Annotated in this window: 16 protein-coding genes; 10 read left to right on the top strand and 6 right to left on the bottom strand. The window is 63.8% G+C overall.

What is annotated here, in order from left to right; all coding sequences use genetic code 11:
* Positions 1-5 precede the first annotated feature (5 nt).
* From BMI90_RS06730 to BMI90_RS06705, 6 genes are all read left to right on the top strand, one after another.
* Positions 6-815, top strand: coding sequence for an ABC transporter permease (locus BMI90_RS06730; protein WP_078527509.1), 810 nt, complete (start codon positions 6-8; stop codon positions 813-815).
* Between the two features lie 11 nt (positions 816-826).
* On the top strand, positions 827-1903 hold the full coding sequence (locus tag BMI90_RS06725) for an ABC transporter ATP-binding protein (RefSeq protein ID WP_078527507.1): 1077 nt from the start codon (positions 827-829) through the stop codon (positions 1901-1903).
* A gap of 70 nt (positions 1904-1973) precedes the next feature.
* Positions 1974-3395, top strand: a complete 1422-nt coding sequence (gene glgA / locus BMI90_RS06720; RefSeq protein WP_078527505.1) for a glycogen synthase GlgA — start codon at positions 1974-1976, stop codon at positions 3393-3395.
* A complete protein-coding gene (glgX, locus tag BMI90_RS06715; RefSeq protein ID WP_078527503.1) occupies positions 3392-5410 on the top strand; it encodes a glycogen debranching protein GlgX in 2019 nt (672 codons plus the stop codon). The genes glgA and glgX overlap by 4 nt, the downstream gene beginning before the upstream one ends.
* Positions 5407-7032 carry an alpha-D-glucose phosphate-specific phosphoglucomutase gene (locus BMI90_RS06710; RefSeq protein WP_078527501.1) on the top strand — a complete coding sequence of 542 codons (1626 nt, stop codon included), beginning with the start codon at positions 5407-5409 and terminating at the stop codon, positions 7030-7032. Before glgX ends, BMI90_RS06710 begins: the two co-directional genes overlap by 4 nt.
* Before the next feature lie 47 nt (positions 7033-7079).
* Positions 7080-9158: a 4Fe-4S binding protein gene (locus BMI90_RS06705; RefSeq protein ID WP_078527499.1), complete on the top strand. Its 2079-nt coding sequence runs from the start codon at positions 7080-7082 to the stop codon at positions 9156-9158.
* Between the two features lie 65 nt (positions 9159-9223).
* Here BMI90_RS06705 and BMI90_RS19060 read toward each other — a convergent pair whose 3' ends face one another.
* Positions 9224-9349, bottom strand: coding sequence for a hypothetical protein (locus BMI90_RS19060; protein ID WP_281491809.1), 126 nt, complete (start codon positions 9347-9349; stop codon positions 9224-9226).
* Between BMI90_RS19060 and BMI90_RS06700 the strand changes: the two genes are divergently transcribed.
* Positions 9305-10018: an FAD:protein FMN transferase gene (locus BMI90_RS06700; protein WP_246831516.1), complete on the top strand. Its 714-nt coding sequence runs from the start codon at positions 9305-9307 to the stop codon at positions 10016-10018. The two genes, BMI90_RS19060 and BMI90_RS06700, sit on opposite strands and share 45 nt — an antisense overlap.
* Positions 10019-10048: 30 nt before the next feature.
* On the opposite strand, the gene BMI90_RS06695 is transcribed toward BMI90_RS06700, so the two are convergent.
* On the bottom strand, positions 10049-10948 hold the full coding sequence (locus BMI90_RS06695; RefSeq protein WP_146671231.1) for a transporter substrate-binding domain-containing protein: 900 nt from the start codon (positions 10946-10948) through the stop codon (positions 10049-10051).
* Between the two features lie 5 nt (positions 10949-10953).
* Positions 10954-11631 (bottom strand): cytochrome c-550 PedF, encoded by a 678-nt coding sequence (gene pedF, locus BMI90_RS06690; protein ID WP_078527494.1) that lies wholly within the window; start codon positions 11629-11631, stop codon positions 10954-10956.
* Positions 11632-11822: 191 nt separating this feature from the next.
* On the opposite strand from pedF, the gene BMI90_RS06685 reads away from it, so the two are divergent.
* Genes BMI90_RS06685 through BMI90_RS06675 form a run of 3 tightly spaced genes read left to right on the top strand, consistent with a single transcriptional unit; the run spans position 11823 to position 14252 of the window.
* Positions 11823-12812, top strand: coding sequence for an ABC transporter substrate-binding protein (locus BMI90_RS06685; protein ID WP_078527491.1), 990 nt, complete (start codon positions 11823-11825; stop codon positions 12810-12812).
* A 19-nt stretch (positions 12813-12831) separates the two neighbouring features.
* Positions 12832-13641 carry an ABC transporter permease gene (locus BMI90_RS06680; RefSeq protein WP_246831501.1) on the top strand — a complete coding sequence of 270 codons (810 nt, stop codon included), beginning with the start codon at positions 12832-12834 and terminating at the stop codon, positions 13639-13641.
* Positions 13638-14252, top strand: a complete 615-nt coding sequence (locus BMI90_RS06675; RefSeq protein ID WP_078528097.1) for an ATP-binding cassette domain-containing protein — start codon at positions 13638-13640, stop codon at positions 14250-14252. The genes BMI90_RS06680 and BMI90_RS06675 overlap by 4 nt, the downstream gene beginning before the upstream one ends.
* Here the strand turns inward: BMI90_RS06675 and BMI90_RS06670 are convergent.
* Genes BMI90_RS06670 through BMI90_RS06660 form a run of 3 tightly spaced genes read right to left on the bottom strand, consistent with a single transcriptional unit; the run spans position 14222 to position 16123 of the window.
* Positions 14222-15001, bottom strand: a complete 780-nt coding sequence (locus BMI90_RS06670; RefSeq protein WP_078527487.1) for an ABC transporter permease — start codon at positions 14999-15001, stop codon at positions 14222-14224. The two genes, BMI90_RS06675 and BMI90_RS06670, sit on opposite strands and share 31 nt — an antisense overlap.
* Positions 14998-15723, bottom strand: a complete 726-nt coding sequence (locus tag BMI90_RS06665) for an ATP-binding cassette domain-containing protein (RefSeq protein ID WP_078527485.1) — start codon at positions 15721-15723, stop codon at positions 14998-15000. The genes BMI90_RS06670 and BMI90_RS06665 overlap by 4 nt, the downstream gene beginning before the upstream one ends.
* Complete coding sequence (locus BMI90_RS06660; protein ID WP_078528095.1) at positions 15716-16123, bottom strand: hypothetical protein; 408 nt, start codon at positions 16121-16123, stop codon at positions 15716-15718. The genes BMI90_RS06665 and BMI90_RS06660 overlap by 8 nt, the downstream gene beginning before the upstream one ends.
* Positions 16124-16148: the final 25 nt, after the last annotated feature.

The following is a 16148-nucleotide window of genomic DNA, read 5'->3' as shown; positions in this document are numbered from 1 at the left end:
CGCGCATGAAATTTCCCTCGCTCAAGATCTACGCACTGGCCTACCTGATCTTCCTTTATGCGCCGATCTTCCTGTTGCCGCTTTTCGCTTTCAACGACGGCACGATCATCGCTTTCCCGCTGAAGGGCTTCACGACCGACTGGTTCGCGAAGATGGCCGAGAACGACACGCTGCGCCACGCTCTGACGAACTCGCTGATCATCGCCCTGACCTCTTCGGCGGGTGCGACGATCCTCGCGGTTTTCGCGGCCCGCGCCTCGACGCGCTACAAGTTTCGCGCGAAGGGCGGGATCATGGGGCTGATCATGCTGCCGATGGTGCTGCCTGACATTCTGATGGGGATGTCGCTGCTTCTGGTGATGCTCGAGGTACTGCGCGTGAACCTCTCGATCGGGACGGTGATCCTTGGCCATGTGATCATCGCGCTGCCTTACGCGATCGCGGTGCTGCAAACGGCGTTCGCCACGCTCGATCAGTCGCTTGAAGAGGCGGCGGTGGATCTGGGAGAGACCCGGATGTCCACCTTCCGCCTGATCGTGTTGCCGCTGGTGATGCCGGGCATCATCTCGGCTTTCCTGATCTCGTTCACGATCTCTTTGGATGAGTTCATCGTGGCCTTCTTCCTCGCGGGCAACCAACCGACGTTGCCCACCTACATCTTTTCCCAGCTGCGTTTCCCGAGCGCGATCCCGGTCATCATGGCGCTTGGCACCTGCCTCGTCGCGGCCTCGATCCTGCTTCTGAGCGTGGCCGAGTTCTTCCGCCGCCGCGGCATCAAGCGGACCGGCGCAAAGGATACCGGAGGTTTCCTGTGACAGATAACCCGATGATCGCCTTCCGAGACGTTCACAAATATTACGGCGATTATCACGCGCTGCGCGGCATCTCGGCCGAGATCCGCGCGGGTGAGTTCTTCTCGCTTCTGGGCCCCTCGGGCTGCGGCAAGACCACGCTTCTGCGCACCATCGCGGGGTTCGAGGATATCTCTTCGGGCGCGGTTCTGATCGACGGCAAGGACATGGCCGGCGTGCCCGCGAACAAGCGGCCGACCAATATGGTGTTCCAGTCCTACGCGATCTTCCCGCATCTGACGGTGGCGCAGAATGTGGGCTTCGGGCTGCGCCGTGATCCGCGCTCGAAGGCCGAGAAGGACAAGCTGGTCGAGGAATCGCTAGAGATGGTGGGGCTGAAGGGCTATGGCGCGCGTGCGGCCCATGCGCTCTCGGGCGGACAGCGTCAGCGTGTGGCGCTGGCGCGCGCGCTGATCCTGAAGCCGAAGGTGCTGCTTCTGGACGAGCCGCTCTCCGCGCTCGACCGCAAGATCCGCGAGCAGATGCAGGTCGAACTGATCAAGCTGCAGCGCGAGGTGGGCATCACCTTCGTGCTCGTCACCCACGATCAGGAAGAGGCGCTGGTCATGTCCGACCGGATCGCCGTGATGTTTGAGGGCGAGATTGCCCAGCTTGCCGATCCAGAGACGCTCTACCGCCGCCCCAATTCGCGCCGCGTGGCCGATTTCATCGGCGTGATGAACTTCCTGCCCGCGAAGGTGACCGGCGAAAGCGGCGATCTGATCAGTGCCGAAGTGGCGGGGCTCGGGGTGCTCGACGTCTCGACATCGCAAGTCTCGGCCGCGCCCACCGGGGATAGCGCGGCGGTCGGTTTCCGGCCCGAGACGCTGACGCTTCTGTATGAAGGCCAGCAGGCGAGCGATCGCGAAGCCGCGGGCACGATTGACGAGGTCGTCTATTACGGCGACATGACCTATTATGACGTGCGGCTCGACGGGATGGAAAAGCCGGTGCGGATCTCGATGCGCAATGTGTTCGGGCGCCCGGTGCTCGATGTCGGCACGCGCACCCGCGTGTCCTGGTCACCCGGCGCGCTGGTCCTGTTTCGGTAACGGGGCAGGGGTGGAGTAGCCCCTCGGTCGCTGCGCTGCGCCCCGGAATGTTTTGAATAGGGGGAAGATCATGAAACATGTTCTTTCTGTCGCCTCGGAAGCCGTGCCGCTGGTCAAGACCGGCGGTCTGGCCGATGTGGTGGGCGCGTTGCCCGCAGCGCTGGCCGAGCAAGGCTGGAACATGCGGGTGATGATCCCCGCCTATCGCGGCATTCTGAAAAAGCTGAAATCACCGAAAAAGGTCTGGGAAAGCGCCAATCTCTATGGCGGCCCGGCGCGGCTGACGTTGGGAAAATCCGCCGGGATGGAGGTGCTGGCGCTCGTTGCCGATCACCTCTTCGATCGTGATGGCGGCCCCTACTCGCAGGACGGGCAGGATTACGGCGACAATGCCGAGCGCTTCGCCGCGCTGAGTTTCGTCGCAGCCGAGATCGCGCGGGAGGGTCTGGGAAAATGGCGCCCCGATCTCGTGCATTGCCACGACTGGCAGACCGGGCTCGTGCCCTGGTATCTGCGCGGCTCGGGCATCCCGACGGTGATCACCATCCACAACATCGCCTTTCAGGGCCGTTTCGGGCGCGACAAGCTCGCGGCTCTCGGGCTCCAGACCTGGGATTTCAACCGTGACGGAGTGGAGTTCTGGGGCGATATCTCGACGCTCAAGGCCGGTCTCGTGGCCGCCGATGCGATCACCACCGTAAGCCCGCGCTATGCCGAGGAGCTGATGCGCGGCGAGTTCGGGCTTGGGCTGGAGGGGCTCTTGCAGATGCGCGCAGGCGATCTGCACGGCATTCTCAACGGTATCGACGCAACTGTCTGGAACCCCGAGACTGACCCCGAGATCACGCCGTTCTCGGCGGCAAAACCCGCGGGCAAGGCCAGCAACCGCAAGGCGCTGGAAGCCGAATTCGGATTGGATGTGCCCGGGCCGCTCGCGATCCTGATCTCGCGGCTCACCTCGCAGAAGGGGATTGACCTGATCACGCCCGCGCTGGGGCCGTTTCTCGCCGCCGGGGGCGGGCTGGCCGTGCTGGGCTCGGGCGATGGCTGGGCGGAACACGCGATGCGCGAGTTGGCCGCTCACAATCCCGGTCGGGTCGGTGTGAAGATCGGCTATGACGAGGCGCTCAGCCACCGGATGTTCGCGGGTGGCGATGCGGTGCTCGTGCCCTCGCGTTTCGAACCTTGCGGTCTCACCCAGCTTTACGGGCTGCGCTATGGCTGCTTGCCGGTCGTGGCCGCCGTGGGTGGTCTCGCGGATACGGTGATCGGAGCGACCCCCGCGACCGACGCCGCCAATGCCTCGACGGGCGTTGTCTTCCATCCGGTCGACGACCTCGCTCTGCGTCAGGCGCTCATGCGGTTTGCCGCGCTATATTACGATCGCAAGGGCTGGGGTGCGATGCAGCGCCGCGCGATGAAGATGGACTGGGGCTGGGCACGCTCTGCCGAGCGTTACGCGGCACTTTACGACCAGCTTTGCACGCGATGAAGATCGAGGCCGGACGCCCGGACCCGCTTGGTGCGACGCCTGTCGAGGGCGGCGTGAATTTCGCGCTCGCCTCGGCCCATGCCGAGGCGGTTGACCTGTGCCTCTTCACCAAAGCGGGCGAGACGCGCCTCAGGCTTCCCGGACGCGCCGGGCCGATCTGGCACGGTTTCGTGCCGGGGCTCAAACCGGGGGCCCGTTACGGTTATCGGGTGTGCGGCAAATGGGCGCCGGAGGCGGGGCACCGCTTCAACTCTGCGAAACTTCTCATTGATCCCTACGCCCGCATCATCGACTCGAAGATTACCTGGCAAGCCCCCATGCAGCCGGGGAAAACGAAACCGGACCGGCGCAATAGCACGGAGGTCATGCCGAAATCCGTGGTCGCCGAGATCGTGCGCCCGGACTGGCAGCGACCGCATCACTCCTGGTCCGGGACGGTGATCTACGAGGCCCACCCGAAGGGTCTCACCATGACCCATCCCGCGATCCCGGCAGAGCTGCGCGGGCGTTGGGCGGGGTTGGCCTCCGAACCGATCCTGGCCCATCTGCGCGACCTGGGCGTCACCGCGATCGAGCTGCTTCCGACATGCGCCTATCACGATGACCGCTTCCTCGTCGAAAAGGGGCTCTCGAATTATTGGGGCTACCAGCCGGTTGGCTTCTTCGCGCCCGAGCCACGGTATTGCGGCCCGGATCCGCGCGAGGAATTTCGCGAAATGGTGCGGCGTTTCCATGCCGCGGGGATCGAGGTGATCCTCGATGTGGTCTTCAACCATACGGGTGAGGGCGATGCGCTCGGACCGATGTTGAGCCTGCGCGGGATCGACAATGCGAGTTATTACCGGCTCGGTGCTGGGGGCAGCTATATCGACGAAACCGGGACGGGCAACACGCTCAATCTCGCGAACCCGCTTGCGCTGCGTCTCGTGATGGATTGCCTGCGCCATTGGGTCGAGGAGATGGGGGTGGACGGGTTTCGCTTCGATCTGGCCGCAACGCTTGCGCGCGGCGCTTCGGGCGCGATCGAGCCGCACGCTCCTTTCCTGACGGCGATTGCGCAAGATCCGGTCCTGCGTGGGGTGAAACTGATTGCCGAACCGTGGGATATCGGGCCGGGTGGCTATTACCTTGGCGGATTCCCGCATCCGTTCAGCGAATGGAATGATCGGTTCCGCGACGATGCGCGGCGGTTCTGGCGCGGCGATCGCGGCATGACGGGGGATATTGCGCGGCGCGTCGCAGGATCGGCCGAGCTTTTTGATCAGCATGGACGCCCCGCGACGGCTTCGGTGAATTTCATCACCGCTCATGACGGTTTTACCCTGCAAGATCTTGTTTCCTTTGGCGAAAAGCAGAACCTGGCGAATGGCGAGAATAATCGCGACGGGCATGATGCGAACTTTTCCGAAGCACTCGCGGATCCGCAGGCGCAGGCCGCGCGCAAACGCGCCTTGCTGGCCACGATGATCCTCAGCCAGGGCGTTCCGATGCTGCTTGCAGGTGATGAAATCGGTAATTCGCAAGGCGGTAACAACAATGCCTATGCGCAGGATAACGAGACCGGTTGGGTCGATTGGACCGCGCCGGACGAGGAATTGAAAACATTCGTCAAGCGCTTGATCCGCATACGAAAAGACCACAAGGTCCTGCGTCAGACTCGGTTCCTTCACGCTTTGGAACGCAAGCAGGACGGCATTCGCGATCTGATCTGGCGGCTTTGTTCCGGTGAGGAGCCGCAGCCCAATGACTGGAACGACCCGGAATTGCGGTGCATCGGGGTCGAGATCCGGGGCGCGGCTGAAGGTCCGGCGGGGGATGCCGGATTTGAAGCTGTCTATCTTCTTCTGAACGCGGGCCCGGCGTGCTCCGCGTCCCTGCCTACGGGGCGGTGGACGCAACTGCTCGACACGGCGCGACCCGAAGCCGCGGAAGAGCAATTCTCCGCCGCCGAGACTTGCCTTGCCGCACAATCCGTTCAAGTCTTCACCCGCGCGACACCGCAGGAGACGTCATGACCCGCCACACCACCCAACCGATCGACGGCCAGAAACCCGGAACCTCGGGCCTGCGCAAGAAGACACGCATTTTCATGCAGCCGGATTTCCTCGAGAATTTCGTGCAAGCGACGTTTGACGCGGTGGGCGGCGTGACGGGCAAGACCCTGGTCCTTGGCGGTGACGGTCGCTATTTCGGGCGCGAAGCCGCGATGACGATCCTGAAGATGGCGGCGGCGAATGGCGCTGCGCGCGTCATCGTGGGTCGCGGGGCCTGGCTTTCGACACCCGCCGCTTCGAACCTGATTCGACAGCGCGGCGCCGATGGCGGCGTGATCCTCTCGGCGAGCCACAATCCCGGCGGTCCCGATGAAGATTTCGGCGTGAAATACAACATGTCGAACGGCGGCCCCGCGCCGGAATCCGTCACCTCCACGATCTATGATCGCACGCAGGAAATCTCCGATTATCTCAAGCTCGATGCACCTGATCCCGATCTGTATACGCTGGGCGAGAGTGCGATGGGCGAGATGGTGATTGAAGTGGTCGATCCTGTTTCCGCCTATGCGGACCTGATGGAAACGCTGTTTGATTTCAATGCACTGCGTGACCTTTTTGAGTCCGGTTTCCGGATGCGCATGGATTCGATGTGCGCGATTACCGGGCCCTATGCGGTTGAGATCTTCGAAAACCGTCTCGGCGCTCCGAAGGGCACGGTGACCCATGCGACGCCGCTTCCCGATTTCGGCGGCATGCATCCCGATCCGAACCCGACCTGGGCGCATGAGCTGATGGCCGAGATGATGGGCGAGAGCGCGCCGGATTTCGGCGCCGCCTCGGATGGGGATGGTGACCGGAACATGATCCTCGGGGCGGGCACCTATGTCTCGCCCTCCGACAGTCTCGCGGTGCTGGCGGCCAATGCGCATCTCGTGCCGGGCTACAAGGATGGTCTGAAGGGCGTCGCGCGCTCGATGCCGACCTCTGCGGCGGCGGACCGGGTGGCGGAGGCGCTCGGTCTGGATTGCTACGAGACACCGACGGGTTGGAAATTCTTCGGCAATCTGATGGATGCGGGCCGCGTCAGCCTGTGCGGCGAGGAGAGCTTCGGCACCGGCTCGGATCACGTGCGCGAAAAGGACGGGCTCTGGGCGGTCCTGATGTGGCTGAACATCCTCGCCGTGCGGAAGATGTCGGTGGCCGAGATCCTGAGCGACCACTTCGCGCGCTACGGCCGGAATTACTATTCGCGCCACGATTACGAAGCGCTGCCAGTCGATCTCGCCGAAACCATGCTGGGGGATCTGCGCGCCAAGCTTAGATCTTTGAAAGGCACGCAAACCGAAGGGCTTACGGTCGAAAGTTCAGACGAGTTCTGTTATACCGACCCGGTCGATGGATCGGTTTCCGAGGGGCAGGGTTTCCGTATCCTCTTCGAGGGCGGTTCGCGTGTCGTCTTGCGTCTGTCAGGTACCGGGACGCAGGGCGCGACATTGCGCGTCTATCTCGAACGCTACGCGCCGGGGCCGGATGGGCTCGACCGCGATCCGCAAGAGGCGCTCGCCCCGATCATTGCCGCGACCGAAGCCCTTGTCGGCATCCGCGCCCGCACCGGATGCACAGGTCCCGACGTCATCACCTGAGACGAAGGTCGAATTTCTTCGCGCCGCCCATCCGCTAGGCTGGGCGCATGTTACGCGCGGCATTTTTCTGGTTGATGACGGTTTTGCCCGCTTTCGCGGCCAGCCTCACACATGATCAGGTCGCCGATATGGTCGTGGCGCCTTATGCGGTGGGTGAGGAGATCAACGACAAGGGTGTCTGGCAGCTATTGAACTCGGGCGGTGGCGAGGCGGGCTACGTCTTCGAAACCGGGGAGCTCGCGCCCCTTCCGGGGTTTTCCGGCAAACCGATCAACATGTTGGTGATGCTTGATCTCGAGGGCCGGTTCATCGCCGTGAAGCTGATCGCTCAGCATGAGCCGGTTTTCGTCTCGGGGCTCGGCGAAGCGCCGTTTCGCGACTTCCTCGAACAATATCGCGGACATTCGATCAACGAACCGCTCGTCGTCGGGACACCTTACGGGGGGGCGGGATCGGGCTCGGATCTGGTCTATCTCGACGGGGTGACGAAGGCGACGGCGAGCGTACGGATCGCCCATGAATCGATCCTCGCCGCGACGCTCGCGGTCGCGCGCGAGAAGATGCAGGGGATTAGTGCGGGTCCGCCACCCAAGCCCGATCCTGACCACGTTGAGGATCTGGACTGGAAGGCGCTTGCCGATGCCGGATTGATCGGACGGCTCAGGGTCACGAATGCCGAGGAAGATGCCGCTTTCAAGAACACGAAATGGGCATATGATGATCCGGAAGGATCAAATGATCCCAATGGGATGTATCTTGATCTTTATGTGATCGACCTTGGGCCGCCCTCGATCGCCAAAGCCGTCCTGTCGCCTGAAACCTATGCAGAGACGCGCCGGTTTCTGTCGCGCGCGCCCGATGACGAGCTTTACCTGCTGATCGAGGCTGGGCGTCAGGGGTTGGTGAGCGAGGATTTCGTGCGCAACACCGCGCCCGACCGGATTTCGGCGCAGCAAGATGGGCTGCCTCTCGCCCTGCGCGATGCGGATATCCTTGCACATCTTGCGAAAGACGTACCGGAAGCCCTTGAGGATTCGACGAAACTCGTCGTCCGGCTCGATCGTCGGCTTGGGTTCGATCCGACGCGCGATTGGCAGCTTTCAGCGCAGGCGGTGCGGATGCACGGGATGTTCCAGCCCGAGCCGGGCGAGGCGCATTTCTCGCTTACGCTCAAGACGCCCGAACGGTTTTTCACCTTTCCTCAGACCCCCGAGGCGTTGCCCCCGTGGCGCGAGGCCTTGCGCAACCGGGCCACGGATTTTTGGATCTTGTCCGGCTTCCTGACGCTTCTTTTCGGCGCGCTTCTGATGCAGTCGAAGCTGGCCGCATTGAAGCTGTTCACGCCGGTACGTCTCGGCATTCTCGCGATTACCATCGGCTTCGTCGGGTATTGGGGGCAAGGGCAGCTCTCGATCGTCACACCGCTTGCGGTGCTGCGGGCGCTGACGGGGAATGGTTCGCTTGAAGTGTTGCTTTACGATCCGTTTTCGCTGTTGATCTGGGGAGCGGCAATCCTCGGGTTTTTCCTTTGGGGGCGCGGTTTTTTCTGTGGCTGGCTTTGCCCTTACGGGGCGATGCAGGAATTCGCGCATCACCTCGGGCGCGTTTTGCACCTGCCACGTTGGGAGCCGCCGCGCTCGTTGGCTCAGGCGCTCTTGTGGACGGGGCCGCTGGCGCTGGTCGCGCTTGTCGGGATCGCGCTCTTGTCGCCCGACCACACCGAGAAGGCCGTCGAGATCGAGCCCTTCAAAACCGCCATCACGACCCATTTCGATCGCCCCTGGCCCTATGTGTTGTGGGCGGCCGGGTGGATTGCGGTCTCGACCGTCTGGTTCAAGGGGTTCTGTCGTTCGGTTTGCCCATTGGGAGCGGCGATGCGGCTTGGCGGGCTCCTGCGGTTGCGCAACTGGATCCCGCGGAGGGCCGAGTGCGGCTCGCCCTGTCAGCTCTGCAAGGTGCGTTGCAATTACGGCGCCATCGCGAAGAGTGGAGAGATCCGCTATTCCGAGTGTTTCCAATGCCTTGATTGCGTGAAGATCCACGATGACCCGGCGCTTTGCGTGCCGCTCGTGCTGGAGGCGAAACGGGCGCAACGCGCAACGGGAATTCGGGAGGCGGCGGAATGAAACGGCGGCGGTTTTTGCAGATTTCAGCGGTTGCGGCTCTGGCGGGGCACCCGGCGCAGGCGACATCATGGCAGGGTCAGGCCTTCGGTGCGCAGATCGGCATAGACATTCGTGGCGCGAAGAATATTGGGCATGATCTCAATGAAATACAGGATGAAATTGAGGCTATCGAAGCGACATTCTCGCTCCATCGCCCGTCTGAACTGAAAGAATTGAACGCACGCGGCAGGGCCAGGCCATCGGCTGCAATGCGCGACGTTCTGGAATTGGCGCGCCTCGTTCACCATGCGACGGATGGGGCATTCGATCCGACCGTGCAACCGCTTTGGCAGGCCTTGGCGGACAGCCGCGACGGGCAGGCGGAGAGAATGAGCATCGGTTTCGAGCGTGTCGAGATCGGGGAAGAAATTCGGCTCGGGCAGGGGCAAGGGCTGACACTCAACGGGATCGTTCAAGGTTATGCGGCCGATCGCATTCGTGCGCTTCTGATCGCACGCGGTTATCGTGATGTGCTTGTTGATATGGGAGAGTTTGCGGCGATTGGCGGGCCGTTCACGCTTGGGGTCTCGGACCCGGCAGCTGGCATGTTGGCGCGCCTCGTTCTGACCGATGGTCAGGCGGTCGCGACCTCCTCGCCGGGAGCACTCGCATTGCCCGGCGGCAGCCACATTCTCGGCCCCAAAGGGCAGCACGCAATCTGGTCGACCGTCACCGTCGAGGCACCAAGCGCGGCTTTGGCTGATGCCGCCTCGACCGCGTTCGTCCTGATGGACCGCAAGGCGATCTCGCGCAGCGCCACAAAGCTCGGGCTGTCAGAGGTGCATCTCGTCGATTTCGAGGGGAATTACGGGCCGCTCTGATCTGGGATCAGCGCGGCCCGATTTGCTTTCTTACGGAGTGGGTGGGGTAAATTCCACGCCGTATTCGGCAAAGGCCTTGGCGATCCGACCATCTTCGAGCGCCGCCGCGATCGCGTCATCCACCGCATATGCCAGCGGGCGGTGCTGCATCGACAGCGCCACGCCGATCACCCATTTTGAACGCGGCAGGCCCAGGGGCGGCTCGTGGATCTGGATGCCGGGCGCTATCGCCGCTTCCATCTCGGCACGTGGCCCCATTACAGCCATCACCTCGTGATCGGCCAGCGCCTTCATGGCGAGGACGGTCGAGCGATAGCGATGCACCTTGTCGGCCGAGGGGCCGCGCGTCACATCGGTCATGTAGAAATCCGAGATCGAGTCATTCTCGACCCCGATCGGATCGTAGCGGAACACCGCCGGCGTCGGCCCCTTGTCGGGGTAGCTCGCCGCGTCATAGGCGATGGCGATATGCTCCTCGCCGTAAAGCCCGGTGAAGACCACCTGATCGAAGCGGCACGCATAGTCCACATCATAGGGCACGTGCAGCATCACGTCCGAGACACGTCCGTTGATCACTGCGCCCTTGTAAACATAGTTGCGCAGATCGGCGTCGAGCGTCTCGCCCGCGCTCACCAGACGGAAGCGGGGCTGAACGCCGAGATCCGCGGCGATGATCTTGCCGATCTCGACATCGATGCCCTTCGCCTTGCCAGCTTCTTCATAGGACCAGGGCGCGTAATCCTCATAGAGGGCGAACTCGATATAGCCATCCGCGATGATCCGGTCGAGGTCGCGCCCGATATCCTGGGGGGCGGTGTTTTGCAGTTTCTGCTCGGGCTCATAGCCCTCACAGGCCGAAAGGGCGGGTGTGGCCAAAGCCACCCCGCCCAGAAGCGCCAGGGCAAGACACCCGGCCCTAAATCGGTGCATGCGCATCACTCGGCCGCCGAAATGCCGATCGAGAGCATATCCGCCGCTTCCTTCTGCTTCTCGGGGCTCTTCTCGAGCTCATGGGCCGCGCGCGACACCGCGCTGTCGGCGACCGGCGCGCCCGAGGCGGTCTCGACCTTGCCCGCGATATCCTCGAGCGTGGCGATCACAGTCGGCACATCGGCATTGCCCGCGGCAAGCTCGTCGCGAATCTTGTGGAGTTGATCCGAATAGGGTTCGAGCGCGCCATCGTCGGGGCGCGTCTCGATATAGGTGCGGATCGCCCAGGCCGCTTTCTGACCGAGGATGTCGCCGAAAGCGGGCATCTTGGTGATGCCGTTCTGGGTCATCCCGTGGCGGAAGCGTTCGACGAACCATTCGTCGCCATATTCCTCGGCCTCGAGATAGCGCAGGTCGGGGGCCAGACCGCCCGAGACCGCACCAAGCCCGTGACAGCGCGCACAGTTCTGGTTGAAACCGCTATCGCCGATCTGCACGGCCTTCGCCCAGACCTCTTCGCCCGCGGTTGCGGCCCGGTAGGGGTTTTCGCTGAGCCACTCCTCGCCCACATCGGGCAGGACATCGGTATTGACCGGCTGCGGGGTCACATCGCCATGAGCAAAGGCAACCGCCGGGCTCAGGGCGCAGAGTGCGGCCATCAGGGTCATGCGGGTGTCGAGCATCTGAACCTCCCAAAAAGATCTCGCTTGGTCACTGGATAGCGCGGCGGTGCAGCAGGCCACCATTCGACCTTGGTCTCGGTCGGGCCGGGTTCTGCGGGGTTCGGCATTGTCCTTTGGTCGAATAGGCGGGCGCGGGCGGGCTGATACTCTGATTGCCGAGGCGTGATCGTGATCGCGCATGGGAGGATGAGATGGCGTTTGATGGATGGGCTCGCGCGGCGGGCGCGGCTTTGGTCTCGGTCGCGATGGGGCTTTCGGGCGCGGTCGCTGCACGTGCGGGCGATCTGCCGGTGTTGAAAGTGGCCGCACTTGAGGGCGGCACGGTCAACTGGGAGCTCGACACGATCCGGCATTACGGGCTTGACCGCGAACACGGGTTCACCCTCGAGGTCGTGCCGGTCGCCGGCAAGTCGGGCTCGGACATCATGCTTCAGGGCGGTGCCGTCGATGCGATCGTGACCGACTGGTTCTGGGTCGCGCGGATGCGCGCAGCCGGTGAGGATTACCGCTTCATCCCTTATTCGAAGGCCGTGGGCGGGCTGATGGTGCGGGCTGATAGTCCCGCCAGGAGCCTTGCGGATCTGAAGGGCAAGAAGATCGGGATCGCGGGCGGTCCGATCGACAAGAGCTGGCTGATCCTGCGGGCCTATGCGCAAAAGGCCGAAGGGATCGATCTGGCGACCGAGACCGAGCAGGTCTTCGGCGCGCCGCCTCTGATCATGAAGACCGCGCTCTCGGGGGAGGTCGATGGCGCGATCAATTTCTGGCACTTCGCTGCGAAGATGGAAGCGGCGGGCATGGTGCCGCTCATCACCGTCGGCGCCGCCGCCACCGAGCTGGGCCTCTCGCCCGAGACGCCGCTACTGGGCTACGTGCTCCCCGGCGATCTCGTCGAGAGCAAACCGGAGCTTGCACGAGGGCTGGCGGCGGCCTCGCGCGCGGCGAAGGAAAAGCTCGCGACGGACGATGCGGCCTTCGCGCGGCTGCGCCCGATCATGCGCGCGGGCGATGATGCGCAATATGCGGCTCTCGTCGCCGGATTCCGCGCGGGCATTCCTGCCCCGGGTCCGGTCGATGAAGAGGCCGCCGACCGGATGCTGCGCCTGATGGCCGAGCTGGGGGGCGCGAAACTCGTGGGTGGGGCGACCTCCCTGCCCAAGGGCACCTTCCTGTCGAACTGAACCAATGATGCGAGCGGGCGTGATCACACAGGGACATGAGCGCGAACGGATCGGGCGGAGACCGAAGCGGGTCGCCAGTCGGCGCCCCGATCTCCCGGTCGCGCTGGCTTCGCTGATTGCGCTCGTGCTGGTCTGGGCTGGCGGCGCGTGGCTCCTGAATGACCCGCGCCTTGCTCCGGGTCCGCAAATCGTCTTTCCGACCCTCTGGGAAGCGCTCATCTCCGGTCAGCTCTGGCCCGATCTGAGCGCCACGCTGATCCGCGTCCTCGCCGCCTTCACCCTCGCAATGGGGATCGGCGCGGCGCTTGGCGTCGCACTTGGGGCGAGCGAACGGCTGGATCGCTGGTTCGGCCCCTGGCTGACCGTCGCGCTCAACGTTCCGGCGCTTGTGACGATCGTGCTGTGCTATCTCTGGATCGGTCTGAATGAATGGGCGGCGATCGCGGCCGTGGCGGTCAACAAGATCCCGATGGTCGCGGTGATGCTGCGCGAGGGAATGATCGCGCGCGATCCGGACCTCTCCGACATGGCGCGGCTTTACCGGATGGGGCGTGTTGCGCGGCTGCGTCACATCCTGATCCCACAACTCGCGCCGCAAATCATGGCGGCGGCAAGGGCGGGGCTCGCACTGATCTGGAAGATCGTGCTCGTCGTCGAATTTCTTGGCCGTTCCAACGGGATAGGCTTTCGTATTCATCTGGATTTTCAAATGTTCGACATTGCAGGCGTGCTGGCCAATGCGCTGGCTTTCGTGGCGGTGATGCTGGTGGTGGAATGGGCGATCGTCGCCCCGCTTGCGCGGCGCGCCGCGCGCTGGAGGCAGCGATGATCCGGCTCGATCTCCAGAAAAAGGGCTATGGCGGCGTGCCCGTCCTGGGACCGATGCAGCTCCATGTCGGGCGCGGCGAGGTGTTGGGACTGTCGGGCGCGTCCGGGGCGGGCAAGACGACGCTCCTGCGCATCCTTGCGGGGCTCGACACCCGGTTCGAGGGAACGCTGGAGGTCAGAGGCCGGCGTGCGATGGTGTTTCAGAACCCGACGCTCATGCCCTGGAGGCGGGTGATCGACAATGTGACGCTGCCCACTTCGGCGACCGAGGCGCAGGCGCGCGCGATCCTTGCGCGGGTCGGGCTCGAGGGTGTCGAGGATCACTGGCCGGGACAAATCTCGGTCGGTCAGGCCCGCCGGGTGGGGCTTGCCCGGGCCTTCGTGACCAAGCCCGACCTGCTCTTGATGGATGAGCCATTCGCCTCGCTCGACGGGGCGCGGGTCGAGGATCTTCTTGAACTCACAGCCGCGCTCATCGCTGAAACCAATGCCGCTGTGGTCATCGCGAGCCATTCCACCGCCGAGCTGGACGCGCTGGCCACGCGTTTTGCCCGGGTCGATGGACGGCCAGCGCGATTGCTTCAGGACGATCGGGTGCGGGCGGGCTCGTAACCCCAGAGGGCGGTTGCGAAAAAGACCACCGCCGCGAGGGCGGTCCAGCCGAGCGCCGCGAGGTGGAGCTGGCCATAAAGCGCGAATCGGATCAGTTCAACTGCATGCGTGAAGGGATTGATTTCACAGAGTTTCGCTAGGAGTGGTGAGCTCTCCTGCATTTTCCAGATCGGGTATAGCGCCGAAGAGCAGAAGAACATCGGGAAGATCACGAAATTCATCACCCCCGCAAAGTTTTCAAGCTGCCTTATGCGCGCCGAGAGAAGCAGCCCCAAGGCCCCGAGCATCAGCGCCGAGAGCAAGAGCGCGGGCAGCGCCGTGAGATAACCCAGAACAGGCACGCGCAGACCGAAAAGCGCCGCGATGACAAGAAAAGCCGCGACCTGCACGAGGCCGACCAGCGCCCCGGCCAGCAGCTTCGCCCCCAGCATGAACCAGCGCGGCAGCGGCGCCGTCAGCATCAACCGCATCGCTCCGTTTTCCCGGTCATGCACGAGGCTGAGCGAGCTTTGCATTCCAGAAAACAGCAAGATCATCGCGCAAAGACCGGGCAGGATATAGGTTTCGTACGAGATATAGGTCTTGTAAGGCGCGATGATCGACAGGCCGAGCGCCGCGCGAAAACCTGCGGCGAAGATGAAAAGCCAGACGAGTGGACGCACGAGGGCTGCGAGGAAGCGCTCGCGCTGGGTGACAAAGCGGGCCAGTTCGCGCGTGGCGATGGCAGTCGCGGCGGAAAGCGCGCTCATGCTGCACTCTCCATGGCGTCGGAAAACCAATCGGTTACAGAACGATCTTCAACCAAATGCCGGACGACGCCATTGGTCATCACGACGCCTTTATGGAGCAAGACGACCTGATCCTCGGGGTGCAGCTCATCGGCGAGATGGGTAGCCCAGAGGACAGCGATGCCGTCGCGGGCGAGTTGATGAACATGATCGGTAATCGCGCTCCGGGCAGGCGCGTCAAGGCCAACGGTCGGCTCATCGAGCAACAGAAGACGCGGGCGGTGCAGGAGCGCGCGGGCGATCTCCATGCGCCGCCGATGCCCGCCATTGAGTGCGCGGAGCCGTTCATCCGCGCGTTCGGCCATGCCGAGACGTTCCAGCGCTTCGGCGATCCGCGCATCCGCGATCTTACGCCCCAGCCCGTGCAGCGCCGCGAAATAACGCAGGTTGGCGCGCACCGAACGATCCAGATCCAGCGTCGGTTGTTGAAAGACGACGCCGATTTCGGCCAGGGCCGCGCGGCGCGCGCGCGCCATGTCGTGACCCGCGATCTCCACCACGCCCGGGGCGGGACGGATCAGCCCGGTCAGAACAGACATCAAGGTGGATTTGCCCGCGCCGTTCGGTCCCAGAAGCGCGCAAAACCGCCCGCGCGGGACGGAGAAACTCACATCGCGCAGCGCGGGTTTGCGGCCCCAGTCATGGCTGAGACCCCGGACGATAAGGGCGGGCGCCTCACTCAATCACGATCTCCAACCGTTGTGTGGCGCCGGTCGCGCCGGGGATATGCAGGTCGTAGAGACCCGGCTTGATCGCGACAAAGCCGATCTCCATCGTTCCCGCGCGATCGAACTCGATCGAATGGAGGCCCATCGGTCGGACCTCCAGCCCCCGGATCACCACCTCGTCGACCCAGATCGCCCGGAAGAAGCCCGCGCCTTCAAGGCCGATCTCGCCCGAGCCGTCCGCCGTGATCTCGACCTCGTAATAGCGGCCGGATTTCAAATGCCACGGATCGCCGAGCGGTTCGCCCACCGACAGGATCACCTCCGGGAGGTCCTCCTTGTTTTTGCCTGCGAGCAGACCCGCGGGCGGCGCAGCATCGTCTCCATCGTCATCGGCCCAAGCGGGGCCCGCGCAAATCGCTGCAATCAAACCGATTTTCAGA

This window comes from Thioclava sp. L04-15 (assembly GCF_002020275.1).
GTDB classification, from domain to species: domain Bacteria; phylum Pseudomonadota; class Alphaproteobacteria; order Rhodobacterales; family Rhodobacteraceae; genus Thioclava; species Thioclava marina.
This window is presented reverse-complemented; position numbering and strand designations above follow the sequence as displayed.